At 40.5% G+C, this 15,305-nt stretch carries 17 protein-coding genes and 1 riboswitch; of the genes, 3 read left to right on the top strand and 14 right to left on the bottom strand.

Annotation, left to right across the window (positions count from 1 at the left end):
• Positions 1 to 59 precede the first annotated feature (59 nt).
• A riboswitch (cobalamin riboswitch) is annotated at positions 60 to 242 on the bottom strand.
• A 60-nt stretch (positions 243 to 302) separates the two neighbouring features.
• The 3 genes from MKY51_RS05395 to MKY51_RS05385 are packed head-to-tail and all read right to left on the bottom strand — an operon-like array spanning position 303 to position 2,341.
• A complete protein-coding gene (locus MKY51_RS05395; RefSeq protein WP_339175732.1) occupies positions 303 to 716 on the bottom strand; it encodes a Fur family transcriptional regulator in 414 nt (137 codons plus the stop codon).
• Entirely contained in the window at positions 713 to 1,579 is an 867-nt protein-coding gene (locus MKY51_RS05390) for a metal ABC transporter permease (protein ID WP_339175730.1), read from the bottom strand. The genes MKY51_RS05395 and MKY51_RS05390 overlap by 4 nt, the downstream gene beginning before the upstream one ends.
• A 15-nt stretch (positions 1,580 to 1,594) precedes the next feature.
• A complete protein-coding gene (locus tag MKY51_RS05385) occupies positions 1,595 to 2,341 on the bottom strand; it encodes a metal ABC transporter ATP-binding protein (RefSeq protein WP_339175729.1) in 747 nt (248 codons plus the stop codon).
• 269 nt (positions 2,342 to 2,610) lie between these two features.
• Between MKY51_RS05385 and MKY51_RS05380 the strand changes: the two genes are divergently transcribed.
• Positions 2,611 to 2,844 (top strand): isopropylmalate synthase, encoded by a 234-nt coding sequence (locus tag MKY51_RS05380; protein ID WP_339175728.1) that lies wholly within the window; start codon positions 2,611 to 2,613, stop codon positions 2,842 to 2,844.
• Positions 2,845 to 2,936: 92 nt separating this feature from the next.
• Here MKY51_RS05380 and MKY51_RS05375 read toward each other — a convergent pair whose 3' ends face one another.
• From MKY51_RS05375 to MKY51_RS05360, 4 genes are all read right to left on the bottom strand, one after another.
• Complete coding sequence (locus tag MKY51_RS05375; protein ID WP_339175727.1) at positions 2,937 to 3,566, bottom strand: pyroglutamyl-peptidase I; 630 nt, start codon at positions 3,564 to 3,566, stop codon at positions 2,937 to 2,939.
• A gap of 18 nt (positions 3,567 to 3,584) precedes the next feature.
• Complete coding sequence (gene dacB, locus MKY51_RS05370) at positions 3,585 to 5,003, bottom strand: D-alanyl-D-alanine carboxypeptidase/D-alanyl-D-alanine-endopeptidase (protein WP_339175725.1); 1,419 nt, start codon at positions 5,001 to 5,003, stop codon at positions 3,585 to 3,587.
• Between the two features lie 125 nt (positions 5,004 to 5,128).
• The gene (locus tag MKY51_RS05365; RefSeq protein ID WP_339175724.1) at positions 5,129 to 6,016 is read right to left on the bottom strand and encodes a deoxyribonuclease IV; all 888 of its coding nucleotides are present in this window, start codon (positions 6,014 to 6,016) and stop codon (positions 5,129 to 5,131) included.
• Positions 6,017 to 6,085: 69 nt separating this feature from the next.
• A complete protein-coding gene (locus MKY51_RS05360; protein ID WP_339175722.1) occupies positions 6,086 to 7,396 on the bottom strand; it encodes a DEAD/DEAH box helicase in 1,311 nt (436 codons plus the stop codon).
• 158 nt (positions 7,397 to 7,554) lie between these two features.
• On the opposite strand from MKY51_RS05360, the gene vrrA reads away from it, so the two are divergent.
• Positions 7,555 to 8,085, top strand: a complete 531-nt coding sequence (gene vrrA, locus MKY51_RS05355; RefSeq protein ID WP_339175721.1) for a VrrA/YqfQ family protein — start codon at positions 7,555 to 7,557, stop codon at positions 8,083 to 8,085.
• Positions 8,086 to 8,190: 105 nt separating this feature from the next.
• Here the strand turns inward: vrrA and MKY51_RS05350 are convergent, their stop codons facing one another.
• Positions 8,191 to 8,469 carry a DUF1450 domain-containing protein gene (locus tag MKY51_RS05350; protein WP_339175719.1) on the bottom strand — a complete coding sequence of 93 codons (279 nt, stop codon included), beginning with the start codon at positions 8,467 to 8,469 and terminating at the stop codon, positions 8,191 to 8,193.
• Between the two features lie 195 nt (positions 8,470 to 8,664).
• Here MKY51_RS05350 and MKY51_RS05345 point away from each other — a divergent pair, with 195 nt between their 5' ends.
• Positions 8,665 to 9,633 (top strand): 4-hydroxy-3-methylbut-2-enyl diphosphate reductase, encoded by a 969-nt coding sequence (locus MKY51_RS05345; RefSeq protein ID WP_339175718.1) that lies wholly within the window; start codon positions 8,665 to 8,667, stop codon positions 9,631 to 9,633.
• Positions 9,634 to 9,694: 61 nt separating this feature from the next.
• Here the strand turns inward: MKY51_RS05345 and MKY51_RS05340 are convergent, their stop codons facing one another.
• The 6 genes from MKY51_RS05340 to rpoD form a co-directional block, all read right to left on the bottom strand.
• The gene (locus MKY51_RS05340; RefSeq protein WP_339175716.1) at positions 9,695 to 10,816 is read right to left on the bottom strand and encodes a Nif3-like dinuclear metal center hexameric protein; all 1,122 of its coding nucleotides are present in this window, start codon (positions 10,814 to 10,816) and stop codon (positions 9,695 to 9,697) included.
• Positions 10,813 to 11,508 (bottom strand): tRNA (adenine(22)-N(1))-methyltransferase TrmK, encoded by a 696-nt coding sequence (locus MKY51_RS05335; protein ID WP_339175715.1) that lies wholly within the window; start codon positions 11,506 to 11,508, stop codon positions 10,813 to 10,815. The genes MKY51_RS05340 and MKY51_RS05335 overlap by 4 nt, the downstream gene beginning before the upstream one ends.
• A gap of 125 nt (positions 11,509 to 11,633) precedes the next feature.
• Positions 11,634 to 11,972 (bottom strand): cytochrome c, encoded by a 339-nt coding sequence (locus MKY51_RS05330; protein ID WP_339175714.1) that lies wholly within the window; start codon positions 11,970 to 11,972, stop codon positions 11,634 to 11,636.
• Positions 11,973 to 12,122: 150 nt separating this feature from the next.
• Positions 12,123 to 13,259 (bottom strand): acyl-CoA dehydrogenase family protein, encoded by a 1,137-nt coding sequence (locus MKY51_RS05325; protein WP_339175712.1) that lies wholly within the window; start codon positions 13,257 to 13,259, stop codon positions 12,123 to 12,125.
• Positions 13,260 to 13,447: 188 nt separating this feature from the next.
• Positions 13,448 to 14,002, bottom strand: a complete 555-nt coding sequence (locus MKY51_RS05320) for a hypothetical protein (protein ID WP_339175711.1) — start codon at positions 14,000 to 14,002, stop codon at positions 13,448 to 13,450.
• Between the two features lie 171 nt (positions 14,003 to 14,173).
• Positions 14,174 to 15,301, bottom strand: coding sequence for an RNA polymerase sigma factor RpoD (gene rpoD / locus MKY51_RS05315; RefSeq protein ID WP_339175709.1), 1,128 nt, complete (start codon positions 15,299 to 15,301; stop codon positions 14,174 to 14,176).
• Positions 15,302 to 15,305 lie beyond the last annotated feature (4 nt).

The raw sequence follows: 15,305 nt of genomic DNA, 5'->3' as shown, positions 1-15,305 counted from the left end.
GCACAATAATGCTCATTCGATCTGTGACTGCCGTACATTCTCTTTAATTCCGAAGAGGGATGTTACGATAAGAAAAAGATTGGTCTCCTGGCTCTGCGTTTCCCTTTACTCATAAGTACCTTCCCGCTATATTAGCAGTGGTATCACACTTATTTTCATCTACGCTTACAGTTACGGATATAGCTTCGGATTTGCACCGAATTCCCATTTATGCATAATGCATCTTTTTCCTGCAAATTTATTCAATTTGTCTTAATCACTTTAGCATAATAACAAAATTATGCAAATAAATTTTTTTCCGTTTACGATAAACATTCCGGACATTTACCGTAAATTTCAAATTTATGGGCTTCAACAGCATAACCCGGCAGTTTTTCACCGAGCATTTCCATCGGGCAAACAGACAGTTCCTTTACATTCCCGCAATCTCGGCAAATAAAATGGTGGTGATGATGATCCGATTCGCAATGCATACGGAAATTGCGCTCACCGTTCAATTCTGTTTCTTCTAAAATATCAAGCTCTACAAAAGTAGCTAAATTACGGTAAATTGTATCGAAACTCATCCCAGGGAAATCTTTTTTCAATACTGACAGCAAATCACGGGCAGTCAAATATTTGTCTGTAGCTGCAAACATACCCAAAATCAACTCTCGTTTATCCGTCTTTTTATAGCCATTATCCTTTAATATTTCCCACGCGCGTTCAGCATTCACAGTACTTCTTCCCCTTCCGTTTTGATTGAAAATTTCAATACAAGTTTTTTAATTAAAATTACTAACAGCAAAATCAAAATGGATGTGACAACAATTGTTCCACCCGGTGCCAAGTTCAGGTAAAAGGCAGAAACAAGTCCGATCACTACAGCCAGTTCTCCAAATACAATTGCTAAAATAATCGCTTCTTTAAAGCCGCGAGCTAATCGCATCGCTGCAGCTACCGGTAATGTCATTAAGCTTGAAACAAGCAGAATACCGACAATACGCATACTTGCTGCGATTACGAGTGCCACAACAATCATAAATAACAAATGAATCCATTTCGCCGGTAAACCGCTCGCTTTTGCATATTCCTCATCGAACGATAGTACGAAAAGCTCTTTGAAAAACAGAATTAAAAATAAAACGACAACGACTGCAATTGCCAGTACAACATATAAATCCTGGCGTGATACAGCAGAAACGGAGCCGAATAAATAGCTCATTAAATCTGTATTAAATCCGCTGGCAAGTGAAATTAAAATCGCACTAACACCGATACCGCCGGACATGATAATCGGTATTGCAAGCTCTTCATAATGTTTATAAAGTCTGCGTAGACGTTCAATTAAAACCGAACCGCTCACCGATGCGATAATCCCTAAATAAATCGGATTCAGCAATGCCAGCGCTGCAAATGATTGACTCAAGTACAGACTTCCTGCAATCCCCGCAAGTGTGACATGCGAAAGCGCATCTGCAATGAGCGATAAACGTCTTACTACGATAAATACACCTAATAGTGGTGCAATTACGCCAATAACAAGCCCTGAGAAAAAGGCATTTTGTAAAAATTCATAGTTTAATATAGCTTCTATCATAACGGCCTGCTCCTCTTAATGTATCTTTCGAACAGAGTGGCCGTTCCAGCTAGCAATCTGTTCTTCCGAAATCGTATCAAAATCATTTTTGTATCCGTGGAAATGGATCGACTGATTTAAGCATGCGACATGACTGACACGATCCGAAACCGTGTCCACATCATGTGTAACTAAAATCATTGTCATATTGTGATGCTTATTTAAATGTGCGAGCATATCATAGAATGCCTGCACATTTTCGCGGTCGATACCGACTGTCGGTTCATCCAAAATAAGGAGCTTCGGATCGGCCACTAAAGCACGTGCGATGAACACACGCTGCTGCTGCCCTCCGGAAAGCTGGCCAATATTCCGTTTCAGAAATTTTTCCATGCCGACATCTTTTAAAGCACCTTTTACTAAAAAGTCCGCATCTTTTGGATAGCGTTTAAAGAGTCCAACCTTTTGCGATAAACCGCTTTTCACGACTTCTTCGACCGTTGCAGGAAACCCCGAGTTAAAGGCATTGGATTTTTGCGAAACATAGCCGATCCATTCACGGTGTTTAAAATGGTTTGCTTGTTCGCCAAATAATTTAATTTCCCCTGACATGGGCTTTAACAGTCCTAAAATTAATTTCAAAAGTGTCGATTTTCCGGAACCGTTTTGACCGATTAACGCCAAAAAGTCGCCTTCATTGACACGTAGCGAAATATTTTTCAATGCTTGTGTGTATTCATATTGAAAGGAGACATCTTTCAATTCAATCAATGGTTTTTTCATTTCGTTCGCTTCTTTCTAATTCAAAATCATTACGATTTACATCATGTTAGTATAATGCAGTTTTTTGTTCATGTAAAGGAAATAAAGTTAAACTTCAATTAGCGGGTATTTTTCCCATCACCCATTGATTGTTAGTTTAACCAATCGGGCTTTTACGGGTAGTTGACTTCCCGCCTATCCTTTTCGCCCTGCTTAAATCTAGAGGCGGGAGTCTTACTACCCACTACCCGCTAATGCGGGATTAACTTGAAAGGATGAAGACAATTCAAATGCTACAATGGTTTGATAACTTAAAAGGAATGAATGACAGCCAGCTACAGGAATTTGCAAGAGAACAGGGGCTTGAATTGAGTCTCGAAGAAGTTCAAAAGATGCAAAAGATTTTGAAGCATGCCAATATTGGCTGGGCGCTTACCGGCATTCCAAAAGAAGTGCTACAAAAAATCCATAAGCTCCTTGGAGATAAGCGCTATAAAAAATTAATGAAGCTCGTCGGGTTGTAGTTTTTCGCTGTTAAATTGCGATAATATTTCTATATAAAAAAATCAGCCGTATCCCGGCTGATTTTTTCATACATGTGAATTTATTTAAATTATTATACTTTCTCTGCAAGCTCCACGTTTTCTACACATACTTCGAGTGCCAGTTCAATGGCTGCTGTCAAATCTCGCATTGACCAGCCCGGAATTTTGCCGTGCTCGATCGCCAGCTCGAATGATGCAGGGATGTGGATGAACCCTGCTGCACGGATCGCTTCATTCTTTGCAGCATAGTACAAGCCTTCATACATCACATTATTGCATAAATACGTTCCTGCCGAATTGGATATTGCTGTCGGATAACCTGCAGAATTTAAGCGGTTGACAATTTTACGAATCGGCAATGTCGATAAGTAGGCAACATCTCCATCTTCTTTAATCGGTGCATCTTCAAATGCATTTCCCGCATTATCCTTTTCCCCGTCCTTTACATTCAATGCAACGCGTTCCGGGGAAATTTTCGTGATGCCTGCAGCTAACCCTAATGAAACGATAATCGTCGGCTTCACTTTTTCGACAAGTGCCATAAACTGTTCCGGTGCTTTTGCAAAGTCCACAGATAATACATGACCAACAACTTCAAACTGATCGATTGATTTTCCGTTCAAAGCCTGCACGACTTCCATTGTTGGGTTGATCGGGTTTGATAAAAACGGTTCAAATCCTGTTAATAGTAATTTCTCCATCAGTTTTTCCCTCTATCTCTATAGATTTTTTATAAGCGCTGCCATTGCTCGGTCAATATATACAGTGCCATTCGATTTGTTTTCAAGTAAAATCGAGAAAATATATTGCTTTCCGCTTTGACCTTTCATATATCCTGATAACGTGTATACATTCGGAATATAGCCTGTTTTTGCATAAATTCTATTTTGCAAAGCACTGCTTGTTAAACGGCTTTTTAATGTTCCGCCGATCATGCGCTCTTTATTGCCGGCGACTGGCAACGAATCAAAAAATGTATCGAAATACGGTTCTTTTTGAACTTTGTAAAGAAGCTGTGAAAGACCGTTTGATGTTACACGATTTGAATTCGAAAGTCCTGAGCCATCAGCAAAACGCCAGTTGTTTACAGGAATATTCAATGATGCACTGTACTTCTTCAGTAACGTGACACCTTTAGTTGTACTGCCTTCGCCAAGTTCTTCCCTACCCATCGCTTTGACTAGAATATCGGCAATACTGTTATTGCTCAGCTTCATAAATGCCGGGAAAATGGCTGCCAGCGTACGTGACTCATTTGTATAAAGCAATGTTGCTTTTTTCGGAACTTTCCCTAATTCCACTTTCGAACTGTTCACGAATTTTAAACCTGTCCCTTGCAGCGTCTGTTTAATTGCCTGCATCGTATTTTTCGACGGGTCCTGCAATGTTACCCATTCCTTTTTGCTGCTGCCTTGTGGAAGATTGCCGGAAATAATGATGCGGTTTGTGTTGTAGGCACGCTTGATCGTGATCGTATTACGACTTCCTTTACCAACTGTTTTCGCTTGATTGGAAATGACCATCCCGCTTAAATTCGGTTCAATCGAATAGCTCGGTTTCACACCGACTTTACCGGGCTTTGCAGTAATAATAACGGTACTCGCGTCAAAGTCATTGTTTTGGGACATCGTGATTGCAGAAGTACGCGCGCCGAAGTAATACGTCTCATCCGATTTTAGAACACCTGGTGGTAATGTACTGCCGGAAAATGCGGTATCATCACCGATTAAGTGACCATTGATTGTACGAATACCATTGCGTTTCAATACTTTGGCAAACTCCAAAAAGTCATCTTTTTTCAATGTCGGATCCCCACTGCCTTTTATGTACACATTTCCATTTAACGTATCGTTGACGATAATGCCGTCGATATATAAATCCGTTTTAAAACGGTAGTCCTCACCTAAAATCGACAATGCTGCAGCACCGGATACTAATTTCATATTCGAAGCCGGGCGCATCAGCTTGTCCCCGTTTTGAGAATAGACAACTTTACCGCTCTCCGCGTCCCGTATCGTCACCGCTGCATTACTTTTCCCTAAATGTGTCGTTACTGCACTATTGACTGATGCGAAACTTTGAATAGGCAATGAAAAGAAGAGTGCAAATAAAATGACGAGCTGGAATATTTTTTTCATCAACTGATTCCTCCTTTTGAATTTTGCTAATTTACAGTTAACTTATTATAACAAATTATGTCATAAAAAACGCAAAAAAACATACTTTGCATCAAATTTATGCAAAGTATGTTTTCATTTTGTTATTATTCGCGCAGAGCATCAATTAATGCCGGCTGGAATTCACTGTTGCGAAGCATCGCAATTTCGTGTAAATATGGCGCTTGTTTGTTTTTCGGATCCGGACCGACAAATGGTGTTTCCAATATTTTCGGTAAATGCATTAACTGTGGATGATGCACAATATAATGCATCGCCTCAAAACCGATCTCGCCAAAACCGATATTTTCATGACGGTCTTTTGCAGCACCGCGCACATTTTTCGAATCATTGATGTGCAGTACTTTTAAACGGTCCAAGCCGATCGTTTTGTCGAATTCATTTAACACACCGTCAAAATCATTTACAACATCGTAGCCCGCATCATGAATATGGCAAGTGTCCATACAAATCGACAGGCGCTCATTGTTTGTTACTCCATCTATAATACGAGCCAGCTCTTCAAATGTACGACCGATTTCAGTGCCTTTGCCTGCCATCGTTTCAAGTGCAATCTGTACAGGGTAATCCTGTGTCAGCACTTCATTTAAACCTTCTACAATGCGCTCAATACCTGCATCAACGCCCGCGCCGACATGGGCACCAGGATGCAGCACAATTTGTGTCGCTTCCAATGCAGCGGTACGTTTAATCTCTTCCTGCAAAAAGTTGACGCCAAGCTCAAATGTTTCCGGCTTTGTCGTATTCCCTAAATTAATAATATACGGTGCATGTACAACTATATTGGACAGTCCGTTGTCTTTCATATGGAGCAGGCCCTTCATAATATTCAGCTCTTCAATCGGCTTTCTGCGCGTATTTTGAGGTGCGCCTGTATAGATCATAAACGTATTGGCACCATAGCTTAAAGCTTCTTCACTGGCACCTAGCAGCATTTTCTTTCCGCTCATTGAAACATGTGAACCTAATAACATTCTACTTTCCTCCATTTAACGAACAAACAGGCTGCATAGAAGTATATTTCTAAGCAGCCCCTTGTAAAATTATCTATTGTTGCGGCGCGCTTTAATACGGCGTTCGCGTTTTTTCACTTTTTCCATTTCCCACTTCATATTACGTTTGTAGCCTGGTTTTACTTTCTTCGGCTTACGTACGAGGGCTTTGGCTTTCACATCAATTTCATCTTCTTTACGCTCACCTTTACGGTTTGCACGTTGGTGACGGTCTTTTAAATCAGACCATTCGCCATTTTTAATATCTTTTTGTACAAATGGAATGCCCATTTTTTCGATGCGTACTACTGCATCCTCATCTTCCGGCTGGTACAGTGTGATCGCTGTTCCTTTAGTACCGGCGCGTGCTGTACGACCAACACGGTGAATGAAGAATTCAAGATCTTCCGGAATTTCATAGTTGATGACATGCGAAATTCCTTGAATATCAATACCACGTGCAGCTAAATCTGTTGCTACGATATATTGGAACTCAAGATCACGTACTTGCTTCATCATTTTTTTACGGTCACGAGGACTTAAATCACCGTGGATTTGTCCTGCACGGACACCTTGTTCTGCTAAAAAGCTTGCGACAGCTTCTGCATTTTTACGTGTGTTACAGAAAATAACAGCAAGGAATGGATTGATTCCTTTAATTACTTCAAGTAAACGTGTATTGCGTGCTTTCGAACGTACAGGCACCAATACAAAATCAATACCTTCCGCTACCGGGCGTTTATCATTCATATGAATATGGACTGGTGAATCCATGTATTTCTTCAAGAATGGTTTTAATTTTTCTGGAATTGTCGCCGAGAACACGAACATTTCAAGCTTTTCAGGCATATGCGACGCAAAACCGTCGATATCTTCAATAAAGCCCATGTCAAATGCCAGGTCTGCTTCATCGACAACTAAAATCGGGGCAGTGTGAACAAGCAATGCATTTTCTTTTACTAAATCTTTAATACGACCAGGTGTACCTACAACGATTTGCGGCTGTGTTTTTAAACGGTCGATTGTACGTTGTTTGTCCGTACCACCGATAAATAATTTAGTTGAAATTTCTGTTCCTTCAACTAGCTGGTTTAATGCATCAAAAATCTGTTGTGCCAGCTCACGTGTCGGCGAAGTAATAACCGCCTGTACTTCTTGTTTTTCTTCTACGATACGCTCCACGATTGGCAATAAAAAACTATGTGTTTTCCCTGTACCTGTATGAGCTTGTCCGATTGCACTCTTTCCTTTTAATACGAGTGGAATCATTTCTTTTTGAATGGGTGTCGGTTCTGTAAATCCAAGCTTTGCAATGGCGTCCTGCAAAAATGGCTTGAATTGATAATCAGTATATTTTGACATTCACGTACCTCCTTACATCTTTCCTATTGTACTATAATTCGTACATTTAAGTGACCATCTGCATATCATAACGGTAAATAGTTTCAACGTCAAACAGTTGGGACGAATTTATGAAAGAAAATTGTAATATCATGTCGATTTTTAGAAAGGAGTTTATTATGCGCCCACCTTATTACTTTCAACCACAAGCAATGATGAATCAAATGCCGGTTGCACCACGCTTCCCAATGTATGCACCATACATGATGCGAGGTCCGGCAGCAGGGATAGGTCCGGTACCTGGAGCAGGACCAATTCCCGGAGCTGGCCAGTTTATGAACCATATGCCAATTCCTCCTCAAGCACCTATACCAGGAGCTGGAGCAGGGAGTGTACCGAAACTTGAAGGATTTTTATCAGGAGCAAACTCTTTATTTAATAATGCCCAAAAGTTCACGCCTTATATTCAGCAGGCAGCACCAATGTTTAAAAATCTGCCCGCTTTATGGCGTTTATACAAAGGATTTAAAGACACATCGGACCCGCTCGAATCTTCTACTGTTTCGATGCCGCAACAACAGGAGCGACCAAGAGAACGAATGAGAGAAAGAATGAATCCTCGAGGGAACCGACAAGAACTAGAGCCGGTTGAGGAGAAAGTTAAATCAAAACCATCATTACCGAAAATATTTCAGCCGCCATTTGAATAACCCTTAAAAGCTACCCCAAGGCAAATGAGTGCAGATTCGTTTTTTATTATTACGAGTCCTCTCCTTTGTATGATGGTGTAGCTTTATTTTTATCAATTTGGCCTTTTAAAAGTGGACAGAATTATCTTCCAGCTCTTTTTCGACATTTTGTAAAAGTTCATCCGCATTTTCTGCTTTAATAAGTTCACCATTTACAATGGCAAATAAATTACATTCGCAAATTTCACAGTTTGATGTACAGCCGGATTCCGTTATATCTAGATCATCGCGCTCCAGCAGCACATCATACACATCCGCTGCGCCGAGCGATAAATTTGTCATGCAAAATTCCACCTGATTTTTTAACGCTACCGTTTTGTTCCTCTTGAAAAAAGAAAACGCCATCCCATTTCCCCACTTTACGATTTATTTATTTCTGCTATTATAGCAAACGTTCGCAAATTCCTGTACTTGCGCTATCATTTGATATATACTGCTTTTTTGACCGAATTTAATAGAGATTTCAGTAAGCGAACTTTGAATAAAGCATACACGTCCTATATAATGAAATTACAGGGCTTTGAAAGGAGTTACGTATAAATGAAAGTTGTTAAAATTAATCCGCGTGGATACTGCTATGGGGTAGTTGACGCTATGGTCATTGCACGCAATGCCGCACTTGATCCGACATTACCAAGACCAATCTACATTTTAGGTATGATTGTACACAATAAACATGTTACAGATGCATTTGAACAAGATGGCATCATTACGCTTGATGGCGAAAACCGTAAAGAAATTATCGAACAGGTAGAGCAAGGTACCGTTATTTTCACGGCACACGGTGTATCACCTGAAATTCGTGAAATCGCAAAACGTAAAGGACTCGTATCAATTGATGCGACTTGCCCGGACGTTACGGTGACACATGACTTAATCCGTGAAAAAACAGCAGAAGGCTACGATATTATTTATATCGGTAAAAAAGGACATCCTGAACCGGAAGGCGCAATCGGTGTTGCACCAGATCACGTTCACTTAGTTCAATCGATGAAAGATATCGATAATTTATCTTTTGAAAATGATAAAATTCTAGTAACAAACCAAACGACAATGAGCCAATGGGATGTTGCATTCCTGATGGATAGTTTAAAAGAAAAATTCCCGCATGTCGAAGTGCATAAAGAAATTTGCCTAGCGACACAAGTTCGCCAAGAAGCCGTTGCTGAACAGGCGGGTGCTTCCGACTTATTAATCGTAGTTGGCGATCCAAAATCAAACAACTCAAACCGTTTGACACAAGTATCGGTGGAAATTGCCGGAACTCCATCTTACCGCATCTCGGATGTTTCAGAGCTGCAAATTGAATGGCTTGAAAACGTTGAAACAGTAGCAGTAACTGCAGGTGCTTCAACACCGACACCAATCGTTAAGGAAGTTATTTCATTCCTTGAAAAGTTCGATAAAAATGATCCTTCAACACACGAAATCGTACGTTCCGTGACATTGGACAAAATTTTACCGAAAATTAAAGCACCAAAACCAGTAGAAAAGATCATGCCTTACTAATAATGAAAAAAAATCTCAATTTTCTTCTGCCGGAGAAAATTGAGATTTTTGTTATTCTCTATTAAATAAACTGGAACGGTTCGGTATTGATTTTGGACTGGATAAATTCAACCGGCAATTTTTTTTCATCACATAGAGAAGTCATTTTTTCAGCAACACCTTTAATCATGACTTTTTCGACGTGGTGACCCGGATCAATAATGCTTAGACCATCCACTTCTGCATCCTGTGCCATATGGAAGCCGATATCTCCTGTTACAAATACATCCGCCCCGGCATATTTTGCCGCACGAATATATTTATTGCCGTCACCACCGACTACTGCAACCTTCTGGACAGTACGATCCAACGGTCCGACTGCACGCAGACAAGGCACGTCCAGCTGCACTTTTACGAACTCAGCAAACTCCCGTAATGTCATCGGCTCTTTTAACTTCCCGATACGGCCAAGGCCTTGTTCATTCGTGTCGACATCCATTGTAAACAGGTCATACGCAGGTTCTTCGTACGGGTGGTTATTAAGCATTGCCTTTAAAATTTTATTTTTCATCGATTGCGGGAACACGACTTCCACCTTTTCCTCTTCCTCGATGTGAAGCTCACCGATCTCCCCTACAGCCGGATCTGCTCCTTCTGTGGCACGGAAACGGCCTTTGCCTTGCAATGTATAGCTGCACGCCTCATAGTGCCCTAAACGGCCTGCTCCGGCTTTAGCCAGCACGTCACGTAAAGCATCTGCATCATCGTTAGGAACGAATACAGCTAGCTTCATCATTTTCTCTTCGAATGTAACATCCAGTATTTTACGTTCTTCCAATTTTAGTGCATCTGCCAGTAAATCATTGACTCCGCCCGGTGCTACATCGAGGTTCGTATGTGCTGCATATACTGCAATATCATTTTTCAGGCACTTTTCATACAGTGCCCCTTTCGGATTATCTGTACGCAAGTTCGAAAGTTTCATGAAGATCGGCGGATGGTGTGCAATAATAAGCTCACAGCCGTTGTCGATCGCCTCATCCACGACTTCATTTGTCACATCCAGTGTGACAAGCACTTTTGTAACCTGCTTATTTAACGTACCAATGGCCAATCCGATCGGGTCATTCGGCATGCATGCATATTTTTTTGGTGACCATGATTCAAATAGTTGGATAATCTCGTTGCCGTTTACGGATTTCACGCAATCGCCTCCTGTACCATTTTAATGTAGTGTGTAAGTTGGTCGTACTTTTCCTGATTTTCAGGCGTTTTTTCCGCTTCTGAAATCGCTTTTTGTACACGCTGCCAATTTGCGATTTCACGTGACCATTTTTCGATGAAAACCGGTACTTTCGTTTCCATCAGCTTTGGCCCAAGCAAAGTTTGCGCTTCGTTTAATTTCATTTCCCCGCGCTGTAATACAAGGACTTCATAAATTTTACCGTCCTCTTCTAAAATGACCTCATCCTGGATAGCCCAGCCATTTACCATTGCCCATTCACGGATCGCTTTCGCATGAATATTCGGCTGTAAAATTAAACGGGTAACCGTTTTTAAAGCTTCGGGATGCTTTTCTAGAATGGACACAATGAGTGGTCCGCCCATCCCCGCAATTGTAACAGCTGTAATTTCATCCGATTCTTCAACAGCTGCCAGCCCATCAGCCATGCGTACCGTAATTTTATCTGTTAAGCCTTCCGTGCGGACTTGTTTTACGGCTGATTCATAAGGTCCTTTTACAACCTCACCTGCAATTGCACGCGCAGCAATTCCTTTATGCACTAAATAACAAGGTAAATAGGCATGGTCACTTCCGATATCCGCTACAATTGCTCCTGTCGGGACAAATGAAGCGACTGTTTCAAGTCGTTTTGAAAGTTTTTGTGCGTTCATATTTATATATCCTCTTTTCTATATCACAAACTACCCCTATTATATAGAACTTTTACATAAACGTCTCTTTCGAGAATACAAAAAGTGCAGAACAGGATTACTCCATTTCTGCACTTGGTTATTCATTATAAACCTGAAATATACTCTGCTACTGCATCCGCTTCCGCTTCGTTATTAAGAATTGCTGGCATATTACCATTTTCCGAACCATTTAATGCGTAGTCTTTAATATGCTCAGCATCTAATCCAACGATTGAAGGACCTGCACCACCAGTTAAATCACCACCGTGGCACGAAATACAGTTCTTTTGAGCAATATCTTCACCATTTAATTCAGCTGTTTCCCCTGAATGTTCGCCGTCCGCACTGTTTTTATCAGCTGCACCCTCAAATGACATGAAGAAAATTAGTCCGATACCGAATGCCATGATAAGTACGTAAGGAATAAGTGGATTGTTTCTCATTGCGTTCCCCTCCCTCATTAAATATTCTATTTCATGCTAGACTTTTGCCTAGTAAACAATATTAATTGTACTTGATTCTACAGAAAACTGAAAGAGTTAACGAACAAGTTTTACTAGCTTTGTAACAATTTTACCAATTTGCTATTTCTATCATAATATATGTCTTGCAATTACCATTTTCTGTACTTCGGACGTTCCTTCACCGATTTCCAATAGTTTTGCATCACGTAAATAACGCTCTACTTCATACTCTTTCATATAGCCGTAGCCGCCATGAATTTGAATTGCTTCATCGCAAACTTCCATTGCCATCTCAGAAGCATAGTATTTTGCGATAGCAGCTTCTTTTCCGAATGGACGTCCCTGATCTTTCAGCCACGCCGCTTTATAGACAAATGTCCGTGCTAATTGTATTTTTACCTCCATATCAGCCAGTTTAAACTGAGTTGCCTGAAACTCCGCCAGCGCCTTTCCGAATTGCTTGCGTTCTTTTGCATATTGAACTGCTTTATTTAATGCGCCCTGTGCGATACCAACAGCCATTGCCGCAATACCGATCCGGCCGCCGTCCAGTGTTGTTAAAAACTGTTTGAAGCCATTCCCCCGGACTCCAAGCAAGTTCTCTTCCGGCACCTGGACATTTTCTAAAATCAATTCTGTTGTATTCGAAGCATTTAAGCCCATCTTTTCGTATTCCGACTTGATCGTAAATCCTTTTGCACCTGTCGGGACAATAATGGCGCTAATTTCTTTTTTGTTTCCATCCCGATTTGTAATTGCTGTTAACGCTAAATGTTTGGCATAACTTGCATTTGTAATAAAAACTTTCGACCCGTTAATGACAAATTCTCCATTATCCAACACAGCAGTAGTTTCTGTACCACCTGCATCAGAACCGGCATTAGGCTCTGTTAAACCGAATGCACCGAATGATTCACCCGTACAGATCGGCGTTAAGTATTTTTCCTTCTGCGCTTCCGTACCGAATAAATAGAGTGGCGCACCGCCTAATGAAATATGAGCCGAATATGTAATACCTGTCGAAGCACATGTACGGCTCAACTCTTCTGTAACGATGGCAAAGCTGATTGTATCTGCACCCGCCCCGCCATATTGTTCAGGAAACGGCAGACCCATAATTCCCATATTGGAAAGTTCTTTAAAAATTTCTACTGGGAAGGCTTTCGTTTTATCACGCTCGACTGCTCCTGGTGCCACTACTTCATCCGAAAACTCACGTATCATCTTTTGTAACATCGCTTGCTCTGTTGTTAAATCAAAATGCATACCATTCATCCTCTCAGCCTATTTCATTTCAACTCTATTGTAATCTAAAAATATGTATTTTTACAGAAAATATATGCATTTTACAGAGTATTTTGTAAAACAGACACAAAAAAGCTATGCATAAAAGTTCCGAGACTTCCGCATAGCTTCAAAGAATAGTATAAGGTATATGTATTATTTTGAACTTCCTATAGAAAATAAATCCATGCACTAATGATGGCAATTAACCCAAGAATGCCTGAAATCGTAAAATAGATGATTTTCAGCATAAGACCGCTTACGAGCCAAAATACACAATTTACAATAAGAATTATATACAGTATTTCATTGTTGCCGGCAAAATACGTTGTACTCACTTTCAATGTCACACCTAAAATGGACAAGGCGGTCGCCAGCTGCAGCATTACGGCCATTACATGATTTCTTTTTGCAAAATAGATTGCCCCGATCAGACAGCCAGCTGCAAATACAGCGGCTACTGCGATGACTACCCATTCGAACTGCATTGTAAAAAGCAGCAACATAATCACAATTGCACTAATCGGGAAGAACATCGATACACTGCGGTTTTTACGTTTTTCGACATTAATGACCGCATTTTTTGATTTTCCTGCAATTTCTTCCTGTTGGTTCCCTTCCGAATAAAGGGTCATTAAAAAATCGCAATAATGTTCCGGTAACATTTTGTTTTGCTTCCAGAACATGATTTCATTCATAATAATTTGTTTTTTAGGATTTGACATCATTTCGCCCCAAATCTGTATTTATATGCTCTATCCTATTTTAAATAATTCCCGGATGAACAACATCGGTAAAAAGCTATACCATTATTCTCGCAAAATAGTAATTACCTGCTATATTTACACAAAAAAAGATGAAGAGTAATATACTCCTTCATCTTTTCTCTGTTTAGCTTATTCTAAGAAATCTTTTAAGCGTTTTGAGCGAGATGGATGACGCAATTTACGTAATGCTTTCGCCTCGATTTGACGAATACGTTCACGTGTAACGCCAAACACTTTCCCTACTTCTTCTAAAGTGCGTGTACGGCCATCATCCAAACCGAAACGTAAACGCAATACGTTTTCTTCACGGTCTGTTAATGTATCCAGCACGTCCTCTAATTGTTCCTTCAATAGCTCATATGCTGCGTGATCAGAAGGAGATTGTGCTTCCGAGTCTTCAATGAAATCACCTAAATGAGAATCATCTTCTTCCCCGATTGGTGTTTCCAATGATACAGGCTCTTGAGCGATTTTAAGAATTTCACGAACTTTTTCAGGTGTTAAATCCATTTCCTCCCCAATTTCCTCTGGAGAAGGTTCACGGCCTAAATCCTGAAGAAGCTGACGTTGTACACGGATTAATTTGTTGATTGTTTCAACCATGTGTACCGGAATACGGATTGTACGTGCCTGGTCAGCAATTGCACGCGTAATCGCCTGACGAATCCACCAAGTTGCATAAGTCGAGAATTTGAACCCTTTACGGTGATCAAACTTTTCAACCGCTTTGATCAGACCCATGTTACCTTCCTGAATAAGATCCAAGAACAGCATTCCACGGCCGACATAACGCTTTGCAATCGAAACTACAAGACGTAAGTTTGCTTCGGCAAGGCGTTTACGTGCTTCTTCGTCACCTTGTTCGATACGTTCCGCTAAACGGATTTCCTGATCTGCAGAAAGTAAATCCACACGTCCGATTTCTTTTAAATACATACGTACCGGGTCATTAATTTTAACGCCAGGAGGAACACTTAAATCATTTAAGTCGAAAGCTTCTTCGCTTGATTCTTGCTTAGATAGCGCTTCTTCTTCAAATTCTTCTTTTCCTTCAACTGTTACATCATTTTTTTCGATTTCATCGGCAAAGTTGAAAATCTCTTCATTTTCCAGTTCGAAAAATGCTAATGTTTCAGAGATTTCCTTCATTGACATTTCGCCAACCTGTTTTGCTTTAGCTAAAAGTTGCTTTTTTACCTGCTCTAATGAAACCCCGTTTACTACCGTATCTTTTGAATGTTTTGACTTGTCCGCCATAAAC

It is taken from the genome of Solibacillus sp. FSL R5-0691 (genome assembly GCF_037974225.1).
Lineage (GTDB): Bacteria > Bacillota > Bacilli > Bacillales_A > Planococcaceae > Solibacillus.
The sequence above is the reverse complement of the archived record's forward strand: the minus strand, read 5'-3'. Positions and strand labels throughout refer to the sequence as shown.